This window comes from Bacillus sp. ILBB4, assembly GCF_035064545.1.
Lineage (GTDB): Bacteria > Bacillota > Bacilli > Bacillales > Bacillaceae_H > Priestia.
Genome location: NZ_JAIQVD010000002.1, coordinates 307,225 through 329,005 on the forward strand (window position 1 = coordinate 307,225; position 21,781 = coordinate 329,005).

At 38.8% G+C, this 21,781-nt stretch carries 25 protein-coding genes; 7 read left to right on the forward strand and 18 right to left on the reverse strand.

Going from position 1 to position 21,781, the window contains the following annotated elements; translation table 11 throughout:
• Together LAV82_RS07805 and LAV82_RS07810 are read left to right on the forward strand one after the other, a co-directional pair.
• On the forward strand, positions 1-231 hold a 231-nt coding region (locus LAV82_RS07805; RefSeq protein WP_499715848.1), incomplete at its 5' end, for a hypothetical protein.
• A gap of 144 nt (positions 232-375) precedes the next feature.
• The gene (locus tag LAV82_RS07810) at positions 376-522 is read left to right on the forward strand and encodes a hypothetical protein (RefSeq protein WP_013056117.1); all 147 of its coding nucleotides are present in this window, start codon (positions 376-378) and stop codon (positions 520-522) included.
• Between the two features lie 31 nt (positions 523-553).
• Here LAV82_RS07810 and LAV82_RS07815 read toward each other — a convergent pair whose 3' ends face one another.
• On the reverse strand, positions 554-967 hold the full coding sequence (locus LAV82_RS07815) for a YppG family protein (RefSeq protein ID WP_053487029.1): 414 nt from the start codon (positions 965-967) through the stop codon (positions 554-556).
• 229 nt (positions 968-1,196) lie between these two features.
• Here LAV82_RS07815 and LAV82_RS07820 point away from each other — a divergent pair, with 229 nt between their 5' ends.
• A complete protein-coding gene (locus LAV82_RS07820) occupies positions 1,197-1,391 on the forward strand; it encodes a YppF family protein (protein ID WP_013056115.1) in 195 nt (64 codons plus the stop codon).
• Between the two features lie 125 nt (positions 1,392-1,516).
• A complete protein-coding gene (locus tag LAV82_RS07825) occupies positions 1,517-1,687 on the forward strand; it encodes a hypothetical protein (RefSeq protein WP_013056114.1) in 171 nt (56 codons plus the stop codon).
• A 93-nt stretch (positions 1,688-1,780) separates the two neighbouring features.
• Here the strand turns inward: LAV82_RS07825 and LAV82_RS07830 are convergent, their stop codons facing one another.
• Both LAV82_RS07830 and LAV82_RS07835 read right to left on the reverse strand, forming a co-directional pair.
• On the reverse strand, positions 1,781-2,131 hold the full coding sequence (locus LAV82_RS07830) for a YppE family protein (protein ID WP_211078141.1): 351 nt from the start codon (positions 2,129-2,131) through the stop codon (positions 1,781-1,783).
• Between the two features lie 45 nt (positions 2,132-2,176).
• A complete protein-coding gene (locus tag LAV82_RS07835) occupies positions 2,177-2,431 on the reverse strand; it encodes a hypothetical protein (RefSeq protein ID WP_013056112.1) in 255 nt (84 codons plus the stop codon).
• A 227-nt stretch (positions 2,432-2,658) separates the two neighbouring features.
• Between LAV82_RS07835 and LAV82_RS07840 the strand changes: the two genes are divergently transcribed.
• Positions 2,659-2,760, forward strand: coding sequence for a hypothetical protein (locus tag LAV82_RS07840; protein ID WP_016763465.1), 102 nt, complete (start codon positions 2,659-2,661; stop codon positions 2,758-2,760).
• 11 nt (positions 2,761-2,771) lie between these two features.
• Here the strand turns inward: LAV82_RS07840 and LAV82_RS07845 are convergent, their stop codons facing one another.
• On the reverse strand, positions 2,772-3,767 hold the full coding sequence (locus LAV82_RS07845) for a DUF2515 family protein (protein ID WP_211078142.1): 996 nt from the start codon (positions 3,765-3,767) through the stop codon (positions 2,772-2,774).
• Between the two features lie 73 nt (positions 3,768-3,840).
• Between LAV82_RS07845 and recU the strand changes: the two genes are divergently transcribed.
• Together recU and LAV82_RS07855 are read left to right on the forward strand one after the other, a co-directional pair.
• On the forward strand, positions 3,841-4,440 hold the full coding sequence (gene recU / locus LAV82_RS07850) for a Holliday junction resolvase RecU (RefSeq protein WP_013056110.1): 600 nt from the start codon (positions 3,841-3,843) through the stop codon (positions 4,438-4,440).
• 63 nt (positions 4,441-4,503) lie between these two features.
• The gene (locus tag LAV82_RS07855) at positions 4,504-7,362 is read left to right on the forward strand and encodes a transglycosylase domain-containing protein (RefSeq protein ID WP_497936248.1); all 2,859 of its coding nucleotides are present in this window, start codon (positions 4,504-4,506) and stop codon (positions 7,360-7,362) included.
• 35 nt (positions 7,363-7,397) lie between these two features.
• Here LAV82_RS07855 and LAV82_RS07860 read toward each other — a convergent pair whose 3' ends face one another.
• The 14 genes from LAV82_RS07860 to LAV82_RS07925 all read right to left on the reverse strand — a co-directional run bounded on the left by LAV82_RS07860 (position 7,398) and on the right by LAV82_RS07925 (position 21,772).
• Positions 7,398-7,898, reverse strand: coding sequence for a YpoC family protein (locus tag LAV82_RS07860; protein WP_499715849.1), 501 nt, complete (start codon positions 7,896-7,898; stop codon positions 7,398-7,400).
• Entirely contained in the window at positions 7,885-8,556 is a 672-nt protein-coding gene (gene nth / locus LAV82_RS07865; protein ID WP_013056107.1) for an endonuclease III, read from the reverse strand. Before nth ends, LAV82_RS07860 begins: the two co-directional genes overlap by 14 nt.
• Positions 8,557-8,696: 140 nt before the next feature.
• Complete coding sequence (locus LAV82_RS07870) at positions 8,697-9,404, reverse strand: DnaD domain-containing protein (protein ID WP_063670997.1); 708 nt, start codon at positions 9,402-9,404, stop codon at positions 8,697-8,699.
• 336 nt (positions 9,405-9,740) lie between these two features.
• Complete coding sequence (asnS, locus tag LAV82_RS07875) at positions 9,741-11,033, reverse strand: asparagine--tRNA ligase (protein ID WP_013056105.1); 1,293 nt, start codon at positions 11,031-11,033, stop codon at positions 9,741-9,743.
• A gap of 155 nt (positions 11,034-11,188) precedes the next feature.
• Positions 11,189-12,373 (reverse strand): pyridoxal phosphate-dependent aminotransferase, encoded by a 1,185-nt coding sequence (locus LAV82_RS07880; RefSeq protein WP_499715851.1) that lies wholly within the window; start codon positions 12,371-12,373, stop codon positions 11,189-11,191.
• Positions 12,374-12,505: 132 nt separating this feature from the next.
• Positions 12,506-12,994, reverse strand: coding sequence for a cell wall elongation regulator TseB-like domain-containing protein (locus LAV82_RS07885; RefSeq protein ID WP_211078148.1), 489 nt, complete (start codon positions 12,992-12,994; stop codon positions 12,506-12,508).
• Positions 12,995-13,005: 11 nt separating this feature from the next.
• Positions 13,006-13,176, reverse strand: a complete 171-nt coding sequence (locus tag LAV82_RS07890) for a YpmA family protein (RefSeq protein WP_013056102.1) — start codon at positions 13,174-13,176, stop codon at positions 13,006-13,008.
• Positions 13,177-13,364: 188 nt separating this feature from the next.
• Positions 13,365-14,162, reverse strand: a complete 798-nt coding sequence (locus LAV82_RS07895; protein WP_160203398.1) for a ComEC/Rec2 family competence protein — start codon at positions 14,160-14,162, stop codon at positions 13,365-13,367.
• A gap of 89 nt (positions 14,163-14,251) precedes the next feature.
• Positions 14,252-17,053: an ATP-dependent DNA helicase DinG gene (gene dinG, locus LAV82_RS07900; RefSeq protein ID WP_499715852.1), complete on the reverse strand. Its 2,802-nt coding sequence runs from the start codon at positions 17,051-17,053 to the stop codon at positions 14,252-14,254.
• A 202-nt stretch (positions 17,054-17,255) separates the two neighbouring features.
• Positions 17,256-17,639, reverse strand: coding sequence for an aspartate 1-decarboxylase (panD, locus tag LAV82_RS07905; protein WP_013056099.1), 384 nt, complete (start codon positions 17,637-17,639; stop codon positions 17,256-17,258).
• Positions 17,640-18,497 carry a pantoate--beta-alanine ligase gene (gene panC / locus LAV82_RS07910; protein ID WP_098449031.1) on the reverse strand — a complete coding sequence of 286 codons (858 nt, stop codon included), beginning with the start codon at positions 18,495-18,497 and terminating at the stop codon, positions 17,640-17,642.
• 1 nt (position 18,498) lies between these two features.
• The gene (gene panB / locus LAV82_RS07915) at positions 18,499-19,332 is read right to left on the reverse strand and encodes a 3-methyl-2-oxobutanoate hydroxymethyltransferase (protein ID WP_028407963.1); all 834 of its coding nucleotides are present in this window, start codon (positions 19,330-19,332) and stop codon (positions 18,499-18,501) included.
• Positions 19,333-19,604: 272 nt separating this feature from the next.
• Entirely contained in the window at positions 19,605-20,594 is a 990-nt protein-coding gene (locus LAV82_RS07920) for a bifunctional biotin--[acetyl-CoA-carboxylase] synthetase/biotin operon repressor (protein WP_013056096.1), read from the reverse strand.
• Positions 20,579-21,772: a CCA tRNA nucleotidyltransferase gene (locus LAV82_RS07925; protein WP_013056095.1), complete on the reverse strand. Its 1,194-nt coding sequence runs from the start codon at positions 21,770-21,772 to the stop codon at positions 20,579-20,581. The genes LAV82_RS07920 and LAV82_RS07925 overlap by 16 nt, the downstream gene beginning before the upstream one ends.
• Between the last annotated feature and the right edge of the window lie 9 nt (positions 21,773-21,781).

Here is a 21,781-nt window from a genome sequence, read left to right on the forward strand (position 1 = left end):
CGCCGTTCTACCCGCGGTACTCGCCGTTCTACTCGCCGTTCTACTCGTCGTTCTACCCGCGGTACTCGCCGTTCTACTCGTCGTTCTACCCGCGGTACTCGCCGTTCTACTCGCCGTTCTACTCGCCGTTCTACCCGCGGTACTCGCCGTTCTACTCGCCGTTCTACTCGACGCTCTCGCCGTTCTCGTCGTTCTACTCGTCGCTCTCGCCGCTCTACTCGCCGTTCTTAATTTCTCTAAATACTCATCTTTATTGCAAAAAAAGCCGAAGAACCATGAGTGTCTTCGGCGTTTTTTTCCACTTATAGAAGGGGCACATTTGGAAATATACTAAGATGGGATGTTATTCATTTTACATAGAGAAGGAGAGGTTTTATGAAAAAAAACAAGCATCAAATTTCAACTTCATCAACAACAGATATCGAAGAAGTCAAACGTTTAAATGCTCAGTCTGGATTAACTTACAATGAAGTATTTACACTTCTTGGAGAAACCTATTTGAAAAATCAAAAGAAAAAATAATAAGCAGGGACTAGAAAACACCTTCTAGTCCTTATACTTTGAAAATCCCGGAAAACCCTTTTACTAGGGATGTTAATTGGTTCATGGCTCCCATCATCTGCCCCGCAGTATTCATCATCTTGTTCATATCATAATTGCCATCACTCGATTTAAACTGAGACATTAATGACTGAAATTGAGAAGGCTGAGGCTTTTGTTGCTGAGCTTTAGGGTATGGATTAAAAGGCGCACCTGCATTATTGTACAGGGGCTGCTGGTACATTCCGTTCATATAGGGAATTTGCTGAGGACCAAAAGGCATTTGTTGCTGAGCGTACGGATGTTGCGGCATATAAGCTTCCGTCCATGGCTGCTGATGATACTGCGGAAATGGATGTACCTGACTTAAATCAAAACGTTCTGGTTGATGTTGCTCATAATACGGATAATGCTTACTTGTATACATGCAAAATCAATACCTCCTTTTTAATATTACATAATATATAGTATGTATGCAGAAATAAGAGGTGACGTTCGTCTACTTGTACTTTTGGAAAACACATTCAAAAATATGTAGGTTTCTGTCGAAAGTTTAAATTTTTCAAAAAAACGAGATTATTTAAATATATGGTACGATAAGAACAAGTGATACTACGATACGTAGTGGCACAAATGGGGATTAGGAGGGAATTTACATGTATGTGAACGAACTTCAAGAAGCTTTTATTGCGGTGAAACAGTATGAGCCGCAGTCAAGTAATGAATTACTCGATTTTGCTCAGCAGCAGTATTTAAAAGGTTTTTTAACTCCTATGAATTACAAAGCCGCTGTACGTGAACTCGAACAAATTGGAGCTACTAAGCCCGATTTTAGTGCACAAGATGATTAATTTTTTTACTACCATCGAGAAATCGGTGGTTTCTTTGTTTCCTATAAAGTGGACACATACTTCTTTTTTGACTTGTTTATACTATAAAAGCTTTAACGTAGTATTCAATAAAGGAGGTCTATCTTATGAGTCGTGGAAAACATTTTGATCATAAAAAGCAAGGACAAAGTGCAGTAACTAAAACAAATAACGCCGTTGCTTCTAAACATACTGAAAAAGTTGATTATCATATCGATACAGTCGCTTCACAAGATCACCCAGCTGTTTCTATCCAATCTCAAAAAGATTTTGATTAACTTTTTATTGATAATGATAAAATGCCTAAAGAGTTTGCTCTTTAGGCATACATAGAAAATCCCCACCTTATAAGTCTCAACGGAAGGCCGGGATTAATTATTCAATATCGACTCGAGCACATACTTATTTGAGTGATACATCTTTTTAAATCGCTTTTCTCGCGTCTCAGGATAAAAGGACTGTAGTACAACGTTTTGTAAATTTTCTTTTAACGTCTCTACTTGATTCACATGAATATATTTTGGTCGCTCTTTCTTCAGCCATTCCGTTACGAGACTAGCCCATTCATCAAGTTCTTTGAAGAAAATATCTCCATAAGGCTTTACTTCTTCAAAAAATTTCACTTCATAATTTTCTTCCTGTTGAATAGACGCTAATCGTTCTACAGCTGCTTCATTATATTGAAACATGATCTCCGTACTTTTTTTCACATCTTCATTCATCGTTATTCGTCACCTCTACGATGACTATTGTAACATAAACAGTCTTTATACTGTATGAAGAACCATTTCTCTTCGGCTTCTATTCCATTCTGTTTCGGAAGGCATGCTTTCATACACAGCTACTTCAATTTCTTGCAGTGATTGGTCAATGCGATGAACTTGTTCCATATATGTTTCTTCACAATGTGTAAATGCTTCATTTATAGATGTAGACATCGTTTTATCCACTAAATCTACTTGCTCTAGTAAGCTATCTAATAAAGTCATCATTTCGCTTGTTTTAACCATACTTTGTTTCATCGCCATCCCTCCAAATTTTCCTTTGCATAACGTATTCTCTCTTTTCTTCATTGTCCCTTCATACATGACAAAACTAGTTTCTATTCGTCAAAGAAAGATGTTTTCGACATTTTCATTTATGGTGAATCGAAAGTGAACATATTGAAAACACTAGTATAGACATTTCAGCTAAGCAGATACATTCCGCTGCTGAACGTTTATTACAACATGATAGGAGGTGCCTAGATATGGCCAACAAACAGCAAAAATCACAGCCTAAAAATAAGCCTGAAACAAAAACCTACGGTGATCCTAAAAAGTTAAACGGTCCTAACCAGCCTTCTACTTAAGAACAAAACGGTCACTTGTGACCGTTTTTATTTACATTAAATACTTGCGCTACTTTCATTAATATATATAGCTGCTTTTGCTTTTGAAGATACCACTTTGTAAAATGAACTTTCTTTGGAAAAGACGGCTTTTTCATGAGCTTTTGCTCCTCTTTTTTCGTTAAAAACCACTCTTCTCTCTTCTTTTCATGATGTCTAATAGCCGGATACACCTTTCGAAGAGCAGGTGTACGGCAAATGGTTTCATTCACAAAATACTGCTCATAATCGTATCTCGAACCCGTATGCTTTGTTTTCAAAGAAAATTCATAAAACAAGGGATAATACTTTTCATGAAATAATAAAGCCGCTAATTTCTTCCCCAAATCAATCCGATTATTTACTTTTGTAAAATCATGAACAGAACAACCGTATAGCTCCCCTTTTGTAGTAGGAAAAAGGACGGAACTAAAGTGGAATATATCTTGAAAAAAAAACAAGGTACTTTTAAACACTCTATCTTGATAAAAAGGCTGTTCAATAACGGGATGTTGAATAACATGCTGCTCATTCACAATTAACGCATGAATAAGCTGCAGTTCACAAGGTCTCTGCATAAATTGTCTCCACTTCTCTTCGATAAAAGATGAAACATTTAAATAGGGAAGTAAATGAACGTAAGAGACATGTTTTTTACGCGAAACAGCATACAATAGTAATTGAGGGAAGGCATCTTTAAAAATAAGCCAATTTGCTCTTTCATACGTCAAAAATAATAAATCGCGCGTTTGCTTTGATAACGCTTTTTTCATGTTTTTCCCTTGCAAATCACACATATTCCATCCTGCGTTTCGTGATACCATACTTGCGAGAAATGCCCACTTTACTTCAGGATATCTATGATAAAAAGTTGCATAAGCCTGGGTTCTTGATATATTATCAATATTCAGCTTGTCTGTGGTTTTTTTAATCGCCGTCAACAGCGCTTGTTCCGAACTATTGAGTGACATCTCTTCATCTTCTTTCATCTATTTTTATTTGTAGGATTTGGTATAATAGAATTTGTTTGTTTAATAGATTTACACTAAAGGAGTGATGGTTATGATTCGCTATCCTAACGGAAAGGCCTATAAGCCATTGAATACCAGCAGTCCTTCCCCTAAAAAGCTAGAAGCTAGCTATAGCAATCGTGGTATGACGCTGGAGGACGATTTAAACGAAACAAACGAATACTATGTTTCAAAAGGAATAGCCATTGTTCACAAAAAACCAACCCCTGTTCAAATTGTAAAAGTAGACTATCCGAAGAGAAGTGCCGCTGTTATCAAAGAAGCTTATTTTAAACAGGCTTCTACTACAGACTACAATGGAGTCTATAAAGGAAAACACCTTGACTTTGAAGCAAAAGAAACGAGAAATAAAACCTCATTTCCGCTGCGTAATTTTCATGAACATCAAATTGAACATATGAAGCAAATTGTAAAACAAAACGGGATTTGTTTCGTTATATTAATGTTCTCTACTTTACAAGAAATATACTTGTTCGAAGCACAGTTCCTTTTTCCTTATTGGGATGCCATGAAAAAAGATGGACGAAAATCAATCCCTAAGGCAGATATTGAAAAAAAAGGACATTTCATGGAACTTGGTTACCATCCGAGAATCGATTACATAAAAACTATAGATAAATTATACTTTTAAGAGTATGATATATATGTTTACGGAAATCATTCTCTTACAATGCGTTGAAAGGTAGGAGTTTTTATGTCAGATAATTATCGCTCTCGTGAAGAACGACGAAGAGCTATGAATGACAACAAACCAGAAGGTAAATCTCAAGGAAAACCGAAAAAGAAGAAAAAAGGAGGCCTATTTCGTAAAATTGTTGCCGCAGTTTTACTGATAGGAATCATCGGGCTCATTGCCGGAGTGGGAACTTTTTTTGCTATGATAAGTGATGCTCCAAAAGTTGATGACTCGGTATTAAAAAACTCTTTTTCATCTAAAGTATATGCAAACGATGGAAAGACAGTTGTAAAAGAAATTGGAGCTCAAAAACGTACATATGTGCAATACGATGAAATCCCTCAAGTCGTCAAAAACGCATTTATCGCTACGGAAGACGTTCGTTTTTATAAACATCACGGCGTCGACTTTTACCGTATTGGCGGAGCATTAATGGCGAACTTTAAAAACGGCTTCGGTGCTGAGGGCGGTAGTACGATTACTCAGCAAGTGGTAAAGAATTCGTTCTTATCACCAAAGAAGACGGTTAAACGTAAAGTACAAGAAATGTGGTTAGCTTACCAGCTTGAGCGTAAATATTCCAAGCAACAAATTCTTGAAATGTATTTAAACAAAATATATTTCGCATCAGGTGAAGTATACGGTATTGAACGAGCAGCTGAGAAATTTTACGGAGTTAAAAGCGTAAAAGATTTAACTCTTGATGAAGCTGCTATGTTGGCAGGCTTACCAAAAGCGCCAACTACTTATAACCCAGTTACAAACCCAGAGAATGCTACTAAACGCCGTAACACAGTATTAAACTTAATGGCTAAAAACGGCTTCATTACACAAGCCGAGGCCGACAAAGCAAAACAAGTAGATGTACAGGCTCACTTAGCTAAACAAACTGAATCAACATCTAAGTACGATGTATTTATTGATCAAGTAATCGAAGAAGTAAAAAAGAAAACAGACGCAGATCCATTTTCTGCGGGCTTAGAAATTTATACAACGCTTGACACTAATGCTCAGGACTATGTGGATGATGTGATGAATAACAAAGTAGTCAACTTCCCGAACGATAAATTCCAAGCAGGTCTTGTCGTTGTAGATAATGAAACAGGCGGTATTCAAGCAATTGGAGGCGGACGTAATCGTGTGTCAGGCGGCTTAAACTTTGCAACAAATATGAGACGTCAGCCCGGCTCAACCATTAAGCCGATCTTAGATTACGGCCCAGCGATTGAGAACTTAAAGTGGTCCACTGGACAACCGATAAAAGATGAAGAATATCATTATTCAAACGGCACGCCAATCCGAAATTTTGGACGCAATTATAAAGGGTGGGTTTCAGCGCGTGAAGCTTTAGGACGCTCACTGAACATCCCTGCTTTAAAAGCGTTTCAAGCAACCGGGGCAGACAAAGCAAAAGAGTTTGCTACGGGCCTTGGGCTAAAATTAGACGAAGAAGACGGCGAAGCTTATTCTGAATCTTATTCTATCGGAGGCTTCCGTACAGGTGTTACACCGCTACAAATGGCTGGAGCCTATAGCGCTTTTGCAAATGAAGGTATGTACAATGCACCTCATACAGTAACAAAGGTAAAATTCCCAGATGGAACAGAAATTGATTTAACGCCAAAATCGAAACGCGCAATGCAAGATTACACGGCATTTATGATGACTGACATGATGAAATCTGTTGTAAACGAATCATATGGTACAGCTCGTGCTGTTCGTACACCAGGATTAGAAATTGCAGGTAAAACGGGAACTTCGAACTTTAGTGCTGCAGAAAAACAACGATACAACATTCCAGACGCTGGTGAAAAAGACGTTTGGTTTAATGGGTTTACGCCAAACTATACGATTTCCGTATGGACAGGCTATGAAACTGCTAAAGACGGGTATATTTTAAGTGCTAATGAAACAGGCATGGCAAAAAATATCTTTAAGCATGTTATTACTCATATTTCTGAAGGCAAACCTAAAGGAAGTTTCAAGCAGCCGGACAGCGTAGTTGAACGTTCCGTGGAAAAACCAACAGGCAAAGACTTAAAACGCCCAAGCGGCTCTACTCCTTCGAGCTTAATTACTAAAGAATACTTTGTACGCGGTACTGCACCGACAAAAGTATCGCAAACGTTTGTGAAGAAAGAAAAAGAAGAAAAGAAAGAAGATAAAAAAGAGGACAAAAAAGAGAAAAAAGACAATAAAGATGTGAAGCCAAAAATTACTGCTTCGTATAGCGGAGGAGCAATTTCAGTTAACTGGTCAGCGGCAAACGCAGCCAGTGATACGACCTTTACAGTCACAATGTCATCTCCTAACGGTTCTGAACAACTCGCATCTGGCGCAGGAGCCGGTGGAAAAACAATTTCCAATCCAGCACCAGGCGCAACGTATAGTTTCACCGTAACAACAAATACGGGTGAAAGCGCTAGTTCTTCTGTAAAAGTCCCTGATTCATCAGATCAAGCTACCGAAGATGATTCTACTAAGCCTGAAGATGACGGAACAACGGACGATAATCAAAATGAAGACAATAGCAACACTGATCAAAACAACGGCTCTGATCAAGGTGACGATTCATCTACTCAGCCGGATGATAACCAAAACAGCAATAATGGCAGCAATAATGGCAGCAATAATGGCAGCAATAACGGCAGCAATAACGGCGGTAACAATAGCGGCAATACCGATAATAACAATAATGATAGCGGCAATGCTAACGATGGTAATAGCGGCAACAACAGTAATAACGGAGGCACAACAACTCCTCCAGCAGACAACGGTGGAAGTGACTCAGGAAGTCAAACACCACAAACCCCTGCTACACCATCAACGCCGGCAACACCTGCTACACCGCAGCAAGAGCCAACAACTGAAAATTAACGTAGCATTAAAAAGCCCCTACACGTGTAGGGGCTTTATTTCTTGTGAAGAATAAGCATTTTTGCATACTGCTTACGCAGCTCATTAAATAATTCTGTCAGCTGAATATACGCTTGATAAGAAGAAACTCGCTGCAGCAAAAACATAAGTCTCTCAGCACAGTTAATAGGCTTATAGGTTAGGTCCGCTATATCTTCTTGCAGCCGATTTAAACGCCGAACGGGCTTTCCGTTAATCCAAAACAGTAAACTAATATACATAGCAGCAGCTTGTTTCATACAAGGGGCTGCTTCTTTTGCTTTTCGCACAGAAAAAAGCGTATACAGTTCTTCCCTTTGAGTTTCCCACTTTTCAAAAAATGGCCGTATGTTCTTTTGAACATCCCTCCAAGGTGTTTTCGTTTCTTTATGTACATCGTATAAAATATCATAAGCAAAATAATTTTTTCCATTTTTTCTACTCACTTCAAGAACCCGATCTTCTTTTGAATAGAATGGTTCGCATATGAAATGTGACGGCACTTCAATCGGTAACATCTGTCTTCTTCTCTTTTCCTTTCATTCGTTTCTTTCCTTCTCGGCAAAGATCAAGAAGCGGGCAGACATGACATTGAGGAGACTGTGCTTTACAGTGATAGCGTCCAAAAAAGATAAGTCGATGATGCGTAACTGACCATTCATCTTTCGGAACTTTTCTCATTAGCGTTTTTTCTACTTCCAAAACGGAATCTTTCCACCTGCAAATCCCGAGGCGTTTACTTACACGTTCTACATGCGTATCTACTGCTATTGACGGTACTCCAAAAGCTACGGATACAACAACATTAGCCGTCTTACGCCCTACTCCTGGAAGATTGGTCAGCTCATCACGATCTGTTGGAACTTCTCCTCCGTACTCATCAATGAGCATACGGCAGAGCTTTTGAATATTTTTAGCTTTGTTTCTATATAAGCCGATTGATCTAATATCTTGCTGCAGCTCTTCTAACGAAACGGCTAAATAGTCTTCAGGCGTTTGATATTTTTTGAATAAATCCGCTGTTACGCGGTTGACTAGAGCATCTGTGCACTGAGCAGATAGCGCCACAGCAATGACTAAATCAAAGGGATTCCGATGATTTAACTCACAGTGGGCGTCAGGAAACATTTCCGCCATAGCATCTAGGCACTGTCTGATTTGTTTTAACGTTAACATACTAGTTCTCCTTCTTCTTACAGGTAGTTCCCTCCTATTTTACAATAGGGTTCCTGTCAAATGCTACTTTTGTCCATATTCTTTTAAAAAAGCTGCTTCAAGATTCAATTACTTGGATCTTGAAGCAGCTTTTTATCCTGTCATTGCTCTAGCCAGTTAAAAAAAGGAATGGCTGATGTAGACTGAGAAGGGTTAACAGAAGATAGTTTTTTGGGCTGTTGATTTTGACGAAATTTTTGGCTATGCTTGCGGGCTTGATCAATGGTTTGAATACCATTTTTCTTCCATTCAAATAAAATACGATCAATATACCGGAAGTTTAATTTTCCAGACATCACCGACTCTCTTAGTGCCGCTTTAATAATAATGGGATCATGATGATCTTGATCAATCCACATCGCTAGCGTTTCGCATTCAAACGGAGACAATGCTCTGCCGAACTCTTTTTCAAACATTGTATATAAATTAAGCTCTTCTTGTTCTTCTTCGCTTTTTTCTACTTCTCTTGTTTCTTGCATCATATGATGAATAAGCTTTTCCCAAAGCGGTTTTAATGAATAACGTTCACAAATAAGGGCGTTTTGCTGTTGATCTTGCTCAATAGATAAAAAGCCGCGCTGAATTAATGCTCGCAGCGTATCCATACAGACAGCACTTGAAATACTCATTTTTGCCGCCAATTCGTTAGGTGTCGGGAAACCTTCACCGCCTTCAATGGAAACATAAATATGCATTAACGTCATGAATTCCGTTTCGTTCATTCCCAAATTGCTATAGTGATTAAACAGCAGCTTCGGAATTGAAACTGTGCCTTGTTCAAACCATTCAATTAACGTTTCTTTTTTCATATCCGAACACCTCAGTAGTTAGTATATCATGAAGTTTATAGTCAAAGTAATAATTATTCGAAGCTAAAAAAGCTTCTATGTAAAACTTTCCGCTGAAACCGTACCATTGCTCTGCACATATAAAATATATACGAACGATGACTTCCTTCCAAGAATATTACACTAACTTATTTTTTCGAGAATTGCAACTCCCTTTTAAGTTAGACTCTTTTCTATGTTTGCCTTTGTTTCCTTATGATATAAGTAAAAGCCTCGTTTTTCTTTTCTTTTTATGATTCATAAAAAAAGCTAAAAAAGTATCCTGACTACAAGAGTCAGAATACTTTTTTCACTTCCTTACGGGTATAGACGGTTTAATAAGCGTGGGAATGGAATCGTTTCACGAACGTGTTCTACGCCGCTAATCCATGCTACCGTACGCTCAAGGCCTAAACCAAATCCTGAATGTGGAACTGAGCCATACTTACGAAGCTCTAAATACCACTTATACGTTTCAGTATCTAATTTGTGCTCTTCTACACGCTGAGCTAAAAGCTCTTGATCATGAATACGTTCAGAGCCTCCAATGATTTCTCCGTAGCCTTCTGGTGCGATTAAGTCTGCGCATAATACTACGTCTTCATTTGTTGGATCTGGCTGCATATAAAATGGTTTTAATGACGTTGGATAGTGTGTAATGAACACCGGCTTGTCATAGCTTTCTGCGATAGCCGTTTCATGCGGTGCTCCAAAGTCATCTCCCCACTGAATGTCTGTAAATCCTTTTTCATGTAGAAATTTAAGAGCCTCATCGTACGAAATACGAGGGAATGGCGCTTTAATTTGTTCTAACTTAGATGTATCACGGCCTAGTACATTTAACTCTAACTTACAGTTTGTTAAAACAGACTGTACGACATGAGACACATACTCTTCCTGTACTTTCAAGTTATCTTCGAATTGGTAGAAAGCCATCTCTGGTTCAATCATCCAAAACTCAATTAAATGACGGCGTGTTTTAGATTTTTCAGCGCGGAACGTTGGACCGAATGAAAATACTTTTCCAAGCGCCATTGCCGCTGCTTCCATATAAAGCTGTCCACTTTGAGAAAGATATGCATCTTCCTCAAAATATTTCGTGTGGAATAATTCTGTTGTTCCTTCAGGAGCACTTCCTGTTAGGATTGGAGGATCTACTTTTGTAAACCCGTTTTCGTTAAAGAATTCGTACGTTGCACGAATAATTTCGTTACGAACCTTCATAACAGCATGTTGACGTTTAGAACGGAGCCATAAATGACGGTTATCCATTAAGAACTCTGTTCCATGTTCTTTTGGCGTAATTGGATAATCAACAGCTTCATGAATAACTTCAAGGCTTGTAACTGTTAACTCATAGCCAAACGGTGAGCGCTCATCTTCACGCACCACACCTGTTACATATAGTGATGATTCTTGCGTCATAGATTTAGCTAATTTAAAAGTTTCTTCTTCTACTTCAGCTTTTACAACTACCCCTTGCATGAATCCTGATCCATCGCGCAGCTGTAAAAAGGCAATTTTACCACTTGAACGTTTATTCGCTAACCAAGCACCAATTGTTACTTCTTTTCCTACATGCTTGCTTGCTTCTGAAATCGTAATTTTCACGATTAATATCCCTCCAAAAAACTTACATTTCGTAATTATGTATGCCATCCTATTATACATTTCGACAAACATAATAACAAGTAACAAACAAAAAGAGCCTTCTAACACGTGTGATTTGTGCTAAAAGGCTCCTTTGTTTTTAAATATAATCTTTTTTATTTCATATGACGAGTCATAAATGAATGGATGCGTTCCACTGCTTTTTCTAGCAGATCTAGTGATGTAGCATAAGAAAGACGTACATTTTCAGGTGAACCGAATCCTGAACCAGGCACTAGCGCTACCTTCTCTTCTTCTAAAATAGCTTCTACCCATGCATCAACTGTATCAAAACCAGTTAACTTTGCAGCTTCAATTGCATTAGGGAATAAGTAGAAAGCACCCTGTGGTTTTAAGCATGAGAACCCTGGAATGTTAATCAGCTTTTCATGAATTACGTTTAGACGCTCTTCAAAAGCTTGTCGCATCATTTCCACCGGCTCCTGAGTGCCGTTATAAGCAGCAATTGTTGCATATTGAGCAATAGATGTTGGATTTGACGTGCTGTGACTCGCTAGGTTTGTCATCGCTTTAATAACTGTAGCATCACCAGCTGCATATCCAATGCGCCAGCCCGTCATGGAATGTGACTTAGAAACACCGTTAATGATAATTGTTTTTTCTTTTAACGCCGGTGAAAGCTGTGCAATCGATACATGTTCATTTTGACCATACACAAGCTTTTCATAAATTTCATCTGATACGATAAAAATATCGTGCTTCAAGCAAACTTCTCCTAAAGCTTGTAGCTCTTCTCTTGTGTAAATCATACCTGTTGGGTTGCTTGGTGAATTGATAATAACAGCTTTGGTTTTAGCAGTAATAGCCGCTTCTAATTGTTCAGGTGTGATTTTAAATTCGTTATTTTCAGAACCTTCAACGAATACTGGTGTACCTTCTGCTAACTTTACTTGCTCAGGATAACTTACCCAGTAAGGAGTTGGGATAATCACTTCGTCACCTTCGTCTAACAGAACTTGAAATAACGTATACAGTGCGTGCTTAGCACCTGTACAAACAATAATTTCAGAAGTTGAATACGTCAGGCCTTGGTCGCGTTTGAATTTTTCAATTACCGCTTCTTTTAATGGTGCAAGGCCGCCTGCTGGCGTATATTTTGTCTGACCATCATTCATTGCTGTAACAGCCGCTTCTAAAATGTGCTGCGGCGTATTAAAATCAGGTTCCCCTGCTCCAAGTCCAATCACATCATGACCAGCCGCTTTCAATTCTTTCGCTTTTGCTGTAATCGCTAATGTTGATGATGGCGTTAATGCTGATACACGTTTTGCTAACTTCACTAAAATCTCCCCCTATGAACTAAAGCTATAATCAGCCCGCGGGCTGATTATAGATAAAAATTGGCTTCATTTTCATAAAGCGCTGAAATCTTATATTATGACACATATGGTATTTCATATGGTATAAACGATTTATGATTGAGATAAGCTGTATCGTTTTATAAATTCACCGCTAGAGAAATCAAGATAATAGTATGTTAAATGTTTCTTATCTTTATCCCCATATGTTACTTCCCACAGCGGCTTTTTATTTTCAATGCCTAGGCGCACCGACTTAATTTCCTGCGGATTTTTATCATTTTTCACAATGGAAATGGCTTTCTCTTTTGTGATCCCGCTGCTTGCTTTCTTTAAAACAGCTGTTTGTTTTTTGCTTTTAGGCATCCAAGCAATTACCTTTTGATTGCTTCGGTTTGTACCTTCTACTACATAAAATGCATGATTGCCGAAATATGGCTGGGTGCTTGTGACAGATTTCAAATTAAATTCTTTTTTTGCTTGGGATGCTGCTTTTTCCTCAGCAGACTGCACATCCTTCACGGACGAGTGATAAATGCTAAAAGAAATGCCCCCGATAATTAAAAGCACAGCAGCTACCGCTACAATAATTAACTTTTTCATAAAATCCCTACTTATGTACGATAAATTGTAAATACAGCTTTGCTTTGATCTTCTTCATCTAACGCTAATCCGAACATCAAATCTTGCTTTTTCAACGTGCGATTCAAACTATCAACAATTTTATATAAATCCGAGGAATTTTCCACGCGGACAGTTGATAATACTTCAATCCTACTTTCCATTGTAAACCTCCTAGCTCGTCTATCACGACGCAAAAATGACGATATCCGTATTATAACAGGTATCAAAAACCATCGTCATCTTTTTCACTCATTAATCCAATCTGTACGTTTTGCGTAAAAACCGAATAAATAAGTAAACATATATAATATTATAAGGAATTTACCTCTTTTTGCAAAAGGAAATTTATTTATTTTGCAGAAAATTTCATCACATCATAGGATTTTAGCGACATTTTAATAGAGTAAGCGCTCCCCTCTCTTACGTCATATAATTCAATCCATTCAGCTGTTAAATTTGAAAGCAGTCGAGGGGAATAGGAACGGCCTGGTTTCGTAAACGCAACCGCAAGCTGTGTATCTAATTGCTTCAAAAATGCATTCGAAAAAAACGTTCCCTCTCCAAAATTAGGAATTTTCAATACATCTACATGGGTAAGAGGAATGCGTAAAAACTTTTCTTCTACTTCATCTGAGCTGCTCATTGCATATAGAATCCGATGTTCTCCGATCGTAAATAATAGATCCATAGCCGCTGTTTTTTGCTTCGATGCATGCAAGACATCAACGTGTATATTATTTGTTAACTGAAATAAATCACTTTCTTTCCACTTCTCTGTTTGAAATTCCGCCTGGTACTGAGCCGGGACAATAATACGCTCTATATGATAATCATTCACAGCTCGCTGAACATTTGAATCATAGTACTTTTGCTGTTTCGTAATCACTAATTGGTTGATTTTTTTTACTTTATATCGCTTCAACCACTTCTTTAGCTCGGGATAGGAAGATGTATTCCCGGTATTTATTAAAATAGTCTCACCGCTTCCGTCTTGAATCAGACTCGCTTCTCCAGCTGAAAGAGGTAAAAAGGTGATCACTACTTCATCAGCTTGTAAACCAAAATCTACGTTTTTAATGACGGCTGCTGAAACCGAACAGTTCATAAAACTAAAAAACAGTACAGCACTTATTAATATTTTAATCATACACTGTCCTCATTTGCTTATCATAGTATATTACTATCGTCTCTCAAGTGAAGAAACAGTATGCATAAAAAAAAGACTTAAGCGTATGCTCAAGTCTTTTCATTCCACCATTCTTTGTAGTCCAGTAATATATTCGAAAACGTTTTTTGAACAACCTGGACTTTTGGAAGTGAGTGAAGGAAATGGTACCCATATGCTGTTCGCGTAATACGATTATCAAAAATAAATATAGCTCCTCGGTCACTTTTGGAACGAATCAACCGCCCAAATCCTTGTTTAAAACGGATAACGGCCTGGGGAAGTGAATAATTCATAAAAGGACTTTTTCCTTCTTTTTTCATCTGCTCAAATTTAGCTGTCAGCAGAGGTTGATTTGGAGATGAAAAAGGAAGTCTGACAATTACGAGACATGATAATAAATCTCCTGGCAGATCAATTCCTTCCCACAGACTGTTTGTACCTAATAGAATGGAATGCTCAAACTGGCTGAAGTCCTTTAGCAGTCTATTACGATTTCTAGTTGTGACTCCTTGACCGAGCAGTACAAACTTTTCAAGATCGTTTAACTCTTTTAAATAACCATACGTAGCTTTCAACATGTCATATGAAGTAAAAAGCACCAGCATACGACCATTTGTTACTTTAGCTACGTCAAGAATACTTTCTGCCATCATAGCGCTATACTCATATAATGATACTTCGTTAACAGCAGGCATATCTTGAGGAATATAGACTCTAGCTTGCTTCTCATAATCAAACTCGGAAGGGAGAATGAGTTGAGCAGGCTGAAAGTCATATAACCCTAGCTCTTGAATTAAATAATCAAATGTTCCATTCACCGTCAATGTAGCCGATGTTAAAATAACGCTTTGTTTCTTAGCGAAAAATTCATCAGCCAGCGTATCGGCAATGGAGGTAGGCTGACTATAGATATACGTAGCATTCGCTGCTCCTTTTGGTTCAATCTCAAACCACGTTACGTGATGACTCTGCTGTTTGAACAAAAGCTTTTCTATTTGCTGAGATATGTGTTCAAATCCTTTAACAGCCGTTTGAAATTCATGAAGAGACGACTGTTCATTTTTTGTGACTTTGTCATATAGTTCCTCAAAGGAATGTCTTGCCCCATCATTCCATGTAAAAAGATCGTGAATTAAAAAACGAATGCGCGACGCTGCTTCTTGAATAGCCGTCCAGTAATGCCCATGCTCTTTTTCCACTTTATATCGATAGCTGCTTCTTCCAATCTCGCCCTGCTGATTGCCAATTCTTTTTTGGACAAAAGAATGAATCAAACGAAATAAGTCATCGCACTCAGAATGAAGCTGCACAAACAGGTTTTGAAGAAGTTCAGTGTTAAGCTCGATACTATATTTCACAAACGTATGATGAACTTTTTTTAACAGCCCTTTGTCTTGAATGGTTCCGATTCGGTTTAATAACGCATGAACCGCAAAATAATCTAAGCGCTCTCCCAGCTCTTCTCCAGCAATGTCTTCTAAGTGATGAGCCTCGTCAATAATAATCTGTTCATACTCAGGCAGCAGCTCATGATTACTCATCACATCCATCAACAGCAAGCGATGATTTGTCACTACTATATGGGCATTTTGCGCTCTGTTCTGCGCCCGTTCATAAAAAGAATAAAGTTTCCAAGGATGCTTAAAGTCACTTGGAGACGGATTGCTTTCGTTTAGCTGTTCCCAAAAAAGTTTCCCGCCAGAAGGCAGGTTTATTTCATCGCTATCGCCCGTTTCCGTTTCCGTCAGCCAAATAAGCAGCTTCGCTTTTGTGAGGATCGCATCGTAATTATTATTGCGCTCTTTTAAGAGCTGAATAAATTTTCTTATACTAATGTAGTGTTCTCTTCCTTTTAAAACAGCTGCCGTAACAGGAAACGGAACAATCTTTTCTAGAATGGGCACATCTTTTTCGATGATTTGCTGCTGAAGCGTTACCGTGTTAGTCGAGATAATGACTGGGTGATGATGAACAGAAGTATAAAACACGGCAGGAACTAAATAAGCGTAGGTTTTACCAATACCGGTCCCGGCTTCAATTAAAGCATGCTCATTACCTGCAAAGCACTCTTGTACAAAGTTCATCATCTCCCACTGCCCTTTTCGTTCTTCAAACAATGGCAGAGCCTGATGGAACAGCTTTTGCTTTTCAGTTTCAAATATTTCGTAAGTATGAGAGTGCTGCTTTTCATTAGCTGAATGCGGCTGATATTTGTTTAGCGCAATGCCATGTATAAATTCATAAGAATCATCCTCGGCATAACTTTTATCATCTATAACTTGTTGAATCAGTTCTCCAATTTCACTTTTAAAGTGCAAGCTTAGCGCATACAGCTGCTTTAAGGTTGTTAGAGGTAGCTTCTTTAATTTCTCAATTAGTAACAGTAAAATACGTGCCGTTACTTCTGCATCACTATCTGCTTGATGAGGGTTTTCATGTTCAAGATGTAAATACTCAGCTAATTGGCTAAGTTTGTACCCATCAACTGTAGGCAGCAGAATCCGGGCCAGTTCGACGGTGTCTACGGTTGAATTATAAAGCGTCTCCTCTCCGCACTGATAGAGTTCTTCTTGTAAAAAAGTTAAATCAAATGCCACATTATGTGCAACAAAATAAGCATCATCTAGCAATTCTATAATTTTAGGTGAAATTTCTTCAAATAAAGGCGCATCTTTCACCATATCATTTTGAATGTTAGTTAGTTGTGTAATAAAAGGCGGAATATCCATACCAGGATTTAAAAAACTAGAAAAACGTTCAACAATTTTGCCGTCTTCTACTATGACAGCAGCAAATTGAATCATTTTATCTCCTTGTTTTGGAGAATGTCCCGTCGTTTCAAGATCTACCACAACAAAGCGTTTATTCACGGTCAACACCTCGCAAGTCTGTCTTTTTATAGTATAAAGTGAAAGCCTGCTCTATATGCTTTAAAAGCGCAACTCCTTCTCGTGAAAAACAGAGAGGCTTCCATACATAGAAGTTTTACTTTAGTGTGTATAGAGGTTTATACCGTTCACTTACTAGCGTATGTATTCAAATAAAAATCCCCCTCATAAAGGGGGACTGTTCTTATAGAATTGTACCAGCTGGTTCTTGTTTAAGCAATTGTTGGATTTTATTCTGCTCATTCATAATCGCTACGGTTGGATGATGGTGAGCTACTTCTTCATTTGCTACGAGCGCATAAGAGATAATGATGATGATATCTCCAGGCTGCACAAGTCTTGCAGCAGCTCCATTTAAACAAACTACGCCGCTCCCGCGTTCGCCGGGAATAACGTACGTTTCCAAGCGAGCTCCGTTATTATTGTTTACAATTTGGACTTTTTCGTTTGCTGCGATTCCTACTGCGTCGATGATATCTTCATCAATGGTGATACTGCCAACATAATTTAAGTTGGCTTCAGTTACATGAGCTCTGTGTATTTTAGCATTCATCATCGTGCGAAACATTTAGTTATCCCCCTGTACGTCTACAATTACATTATCAATTAAACGAGCTTTAGAGAATTGAACAGCTAAAGCAATGATGATTTTGCCAGCGGCTTGTTTAATCGTTTTTAGCTCTGGATACGTATAAACCTCGATATAATCCACTTTACCGCTCGTATATTGCTCAATTTCTTTTCGAATGGCCTGTTTAATAATTTCTACGTGCTTCTCTCCGCTTTCAAGAAGCTGCAGAGCGCTTTGTAAACTCTTAAATAAAACAGGTGCCTCTTCTCTTTCTTTATCTGTTAAATATACGTTACGAGAACTTTTAGCTAAGCCATCTGCTTCTCTCACCGTATCTACTGCTCTAAGCTCCACTGGGAAATTAAAGTCTTCAATTAAGCCATCTACTACAGCAACTTGCTGTGCATCTTTTTTACCAAAGTATGCACGATCTGGTGTTACAATGTGAAAAAGCTTTGTTAGGACCGTGGCTACTCCGTCAAAATGGCCGGGTCGCTTCTGTCCACACAATACGTCTACACGATCTGTCACGGTTATAGCAACTGAACGGCTTGGCTTATACATTTCCTCTACTGAAGGATAAAATAAATAGTCGACGTTAGCTTCTTTTGCCACGCGCTCATCGCGCTCAAAATCTCTTGGATACGTATCAAAATCTTCATTTGGCCCAAATTGAGTCGGATTCACAAAAATACTTAGCGCCACTACTTCATTTTCTATGCGGGCTGCTCCAAGTAAAGTAGCATGGCCTTCATGCAAATAGCCCATCGTCGGGACAAATCCAATTGAACGTCCAAGCTGCTTTTCTTTTTTCATCTCCTGCTGCATGTCTTTAATTGTTGTAATGACTTTCATCTTATTTCCCTCCGTACAGTGCCGTTAACTGCTCTTCTTTCATTGAAAAAGTATGTGCTTCTTTCGGAAACTCTCTTTTTTTCACTTCACTTACATACTGAGAAAGTCCCTGTAAAATAGGCTCATTTATTTTCGCAAATGACTGAACGAATTTTGGCACACGCTCTACTCCGTACGTTAATACATCGTGGTATACAAGTACTTGACCATCCGTATCAGCTCCTGCTCCAATTCCGATTGTTGGAATGCTCAAGCGTTCAGCTACTTGTTTTGCTACTTGTTTAGGAACACATTCTAATACAACAGCAATAGCTCCCGCCTGCTCACACTTGATAGCGTCTTGGATTAGCTGTTTGGCTTCTTTCGCTTCTTTTCCCTGCACTTTATAACCGCCCAGGACACCGACAGACTGAGGAGTTAACCCGAGATGTGCAACAACCGGAATACCAGCTTGCGTCAATTCTGAAATTGTATAAAGAACATCCTTTGCACCTTCTACTTTTAAAGCATGAGCTCCGCTTTCCTGCATAATACGAGCAGCATTTTTCATCGTGTCTTCTTTCGACACGTGATAGGACATAAATGGCATGTCGGTAACGATAAATGTATCAGCAGCTCCTCTTTTAACCGCTTTTGTATGATGAATCATATCATCTACCGTTACAGGAATGGTAGAGTCATATCCTAAAACGACCATTCCTAGAGAATCACCTACTAAAATCATGTCTACGCCTGCTTCCTCAGCGTACTTAGCTGACGGATAATCGTACGCAGTCAGCATCACAATTGGTTCATTGTTCTGTTTCATACGTAAAAAATCTAATTTTGTTTTCACTAACTTTCTCCTCCTTCTCAGAGGAGATGAGCGTACGTCTGCACACAAAGAGTCCTTCTACCTATAAAAGGAAGAAGGACTTTGACAGACTTCATCTATAAAAAGCACACTTTACCTAATGTGCTTACCTACGCGTCATCCCTCTGTCCTAGTCCTTAATGGATCAAGGCAGATTTATTGTCGTATTAAAAATAAACAAACGAGTATCAAGTGAAGTTCTTGCGATACTACCTTGATACTCGTATTATAATAAAAATTTCTTTATTTTTCTACTATTTTTTAGCAGAGAGCTCAATGTCTGCAGAATGAATTCGGTGTATAACTCCTTCATCATCTTCAATCAATAAAACGCCTTCATCCGTTATACCTTTTGCAAAGCCTTCAATGTTGGCTGTCATCGTGCGTGCTATAATTCGCTTGCCAATGCTGATCGCATAAGTTTCCCAAAGAACTTTAATTAAACCAAAGCCATTTTTTAAGTATTCTTCGTAAAGGGTTTCTAACTTTAAGAAAAACGCTTGCATCAAAGCCGCACGATTAATTTCTTCACCTTTTTCAATACGTAAAGATGTGGCAATGTGTTTGATTTGTTCATTAAAATCCGTTTCCTGCTGATTCACATTGATGCCAATTCCAATGATGACCGAATGAATCCGGTCAAAATCAGCCTGCATTTCTGTTAAAATCCCAACTAGCTTCTTCCCATTTAATAAAACATCATTAGGCCATTTAATGTCTGGAGAAAGGTTCGTCACTTCTTGAATGGCCTGTACAACAGCCACTGCTGATAGTAGAGTCAGCTGAGGAGCCTGCTGCGGAGGGATAGAAGGACGCAATATAATACTCATCCAGGCACCAGTATATTTTGGGGAATACCACGCTCTATCAAGTCTTCCTCTCCCTGCCGTTTGCTCTTCAGCAACTACAACCGTTCCTTCTTTGGCTCCTTCTTGAGCAATTCGATGAGCAATTTTTTGAGTAGAATGCACGCTTTCCTCATAATGAATATACTGACCGATTTTTGTTGTTTGGAGCCCTAATAAAAGCTCGTTGCTGCTTACTTTGTTCGGCTTCCCAACAATGCGATAGCCTTTTTTACGAACAGCTTCAAGTTCATAGCCGTCTTTTCGCAGCTCTTCGATATGCTTCCATACAGCTGTTCTTGAACAGCCTAATAAATCGCTGATCTTTTGGCCGGACACATAGTCCCCATCTGCGTTCGTAAACATTTCAAGCAGCGTTCTTCTTATATCTGACTGCAAGACTGCACCCACTTTCTTATTGAAGATTTCGTGTTCATTAACTCATTGTATAGAACTTTCTCCTCAATTTCTTTTAACAGTTGAGACACCCATGGACCACCCTTTTTACCTGTCCACACTAAAAGATCTTGACCATTTATATCTAAATCTTTTAAAGAATGAATAGGCAGCTCGCTATAGATGTAAAGAAGCTCATGTTCATTCATATACTCATTGCTTCGAAGAAGTTGTAAAATACGATTCACGCTTACGCTGGCCTGCTCTCCAATTGTATACATGATGCGTTTTGACCACCCATTTTCCAAAACGTCTCGAAGACCAATAGACTGAAGCTGAATATCTTTAATTTGCTTATTAGATAATTTCCAGCTTTTAAAAAATGCCTGCTTGTCTTGAATGTCGAGTAGATGTACCAGAAGTGTCCATGACTCCGATACTCGCTGAAGCATCATCCAATCGTGTGCACAAACAGATCGGAATTTTTGCGGATCTACATTCAATTGGGGCAAGTAGCGATACAGCTCCGTATCTGCTACAAGTGCTAATGCTAAAGACGGACGCTTTCCGCTCAGCATTTTTTCGAATTCAACTGTAATGCGTTCAATAGAAACATGCCTCAGCAGTTCACCATATTGCTGAATGGCTCTTTTAGTTTGATCAGACAGCGAAAACGCCAGCTGACTGACAAAGCGAACGGCTCTCATCATACGAAGAGCATCTTCATGAAAGCGTTCCTTAGCATTTCCGACAGTGCGAATTAACTGGTTTCGCAAATCTTCTCTTCCATTAAATGGATCAATGATTTCTCCTTTTGCATTCATAGCCATTGCATTGATTGTAAAATCGCGACGCTGCAAATCTTCTATCAGAGACGAAATAAACGTAACGGACGAGGGACGACGAAAATCATCATATTCTCCCTCAGAGCGAAAAGTGGTTACCTCATAGGTCTCGTTCTCATGGACAACGACAACCGTACCATGCTCGATTCCTACATGAATCGTCTTAGGAAAGAGTTCCATCACTTGTTCAGGCCTAGCTGACGTAGCGATATCAATATCTCCAATCGTCCGATTTAAAATGAGATCCCGGACCGCTCCTCCAACAAAATACGCTTCGTAACCGGCTGTCTCCAGTTTTTCAATAATATAAAGCGGATGAATGAATGGTTCTTTCATAACTTCCTC

Excerpts from the sequence above, each read along its gene's own strand:
- LAV82_RS07810 (WP_013056117.1), top strand. The coding sequence starts at position 376 with ATGAAAAAAAACAAGCATCAAATTTCAACTTCATCAACAACAGATATC.
- LAV82_RS07815 (WP_053487029.1), bottom strand. The coding sequence starts at position 967 with ATGTATACAAGTAAGCATTATCCGTATTATGAGCAACATCAACCAGAA.
- LAV82_RS07820 (WP_013056115.1), top strand. The coding sequence starts at position 1,197 with ATGTATGTGAACGAACTTCAAGAAGCTTTTATTGCGGTGAAACAGTAT.
- LAV82_RS07825 (WP_013056114.1), top strand. The coding sequence starts at position 1,517 with ATGAGTCGTGGAAAACATTTTGATCATAAAAAGCAAGGACAAAGTGCA.
- LAV82_RS07830 (WP_211078141.1), bottom strand. The coding sequence starts at position 2,131 with ATGAATGAAGATGTGAAAAAAAGTACGGAGATCATGTTTCAATATAAT.
- LAV82_RS07835 (WP_013056112.1), bottom strand. The coding sequence starts at position 2,431 with ATGAAACAAAGTATGGTTAAAACAAGCGAAATGATGACTTTATTAGAT.
- LAV82_RS07840 (WP_016763465.1), top strand. The coding sequence starts at position 2,659 with ATGGCCAACAAACAGCAAAAATCACAGCCTAAAAATAAGCCTGAAACA.
- LAV82_RS07845 (WP_211078142.1), bottom strand. The coding sequence starts at position 3,767 with ATGAAAGAAGATGAAGAGATGTCACTCAATAGTTCGGAACAAGCGCTG.
- recU (WP_013056110.1), top strand. The coding sequence starts at position 3,841 with ATGATTCGCTATCCTAACGGAAAGGCCTATAAGCCATTGAATACCAGC.
- LAV82_RS07855 (WP_497936248.1), top strand. The coding sequence starts at position 4,504 with ATGTCAGATAATTATCGCTCTCGTGAAGAACGACGAAGAGCTATGAAT.
- LAV82_RS07860 (WP_499715849.1), bottom strand. The coding sequence starts at position 7,898 with ATGTTACCGATTGAAGTGCCGTCACATTTCATATGCGAACCATTCTAT.
- nth (WP_013056107.1), bottom strand. The coding sequence starts at position 8,556 with ATGTTAACGTTAAAACAAATCAGACAGTGCCTAGATGCTATGGCGGAA.
- LAV82_RS07870 (WP_063670997.1), bottom strand. The coding sequence starts at position 9,404 with ATGAAAAAAGAAACGTTAATTGAATGGTTTGAACAAGGCACAGTTTCA.
- LAV82_RS07885 (WP_211078148.1), bottom strand. The coding sequence starts at position 12,994 with ATGAAAAAGTTAATTATTGTAGCGGTAGCTGCTGTGCTTTTAATTATC.
- LAV82_RS07890 (WP_013056102.1), bottom strand. The coding sequence starts at position 13,176 with ATGGAAAGTAGGATTGAAGTATTATCAACTGTCCGCGTGGAAAATTCC.
- LAV82_RS07895 (WP_160203398.1), bottom strand. The coding sequence starts at position 14,162 with ATGATTAAAATATTAATAAGTGCTGTACTGTTTTTTAGTTTTATGAAC.
- panD (WP_013056099.1), bottom strand. The coding sequence starts at position 17,639 with ATGTTTCGCACGATGATGAATGCTAAAATACACAGAGCTCATGTAACT.
- panC (WP_098449031.1), bottom strand. The coding sequence starts at position 18,497 with ATGAAAGTCATTACAACAATTAAAGACATGCAGCAGGAGATGAAAAAA.
- LAV82_RS07925 (WP_013056095.1), bottom strand. The coding sequence starts at position 21,772 with ATGAAAGAACCATTCATTCATCCGCTTTATATTATTGAAAAACTGGAG.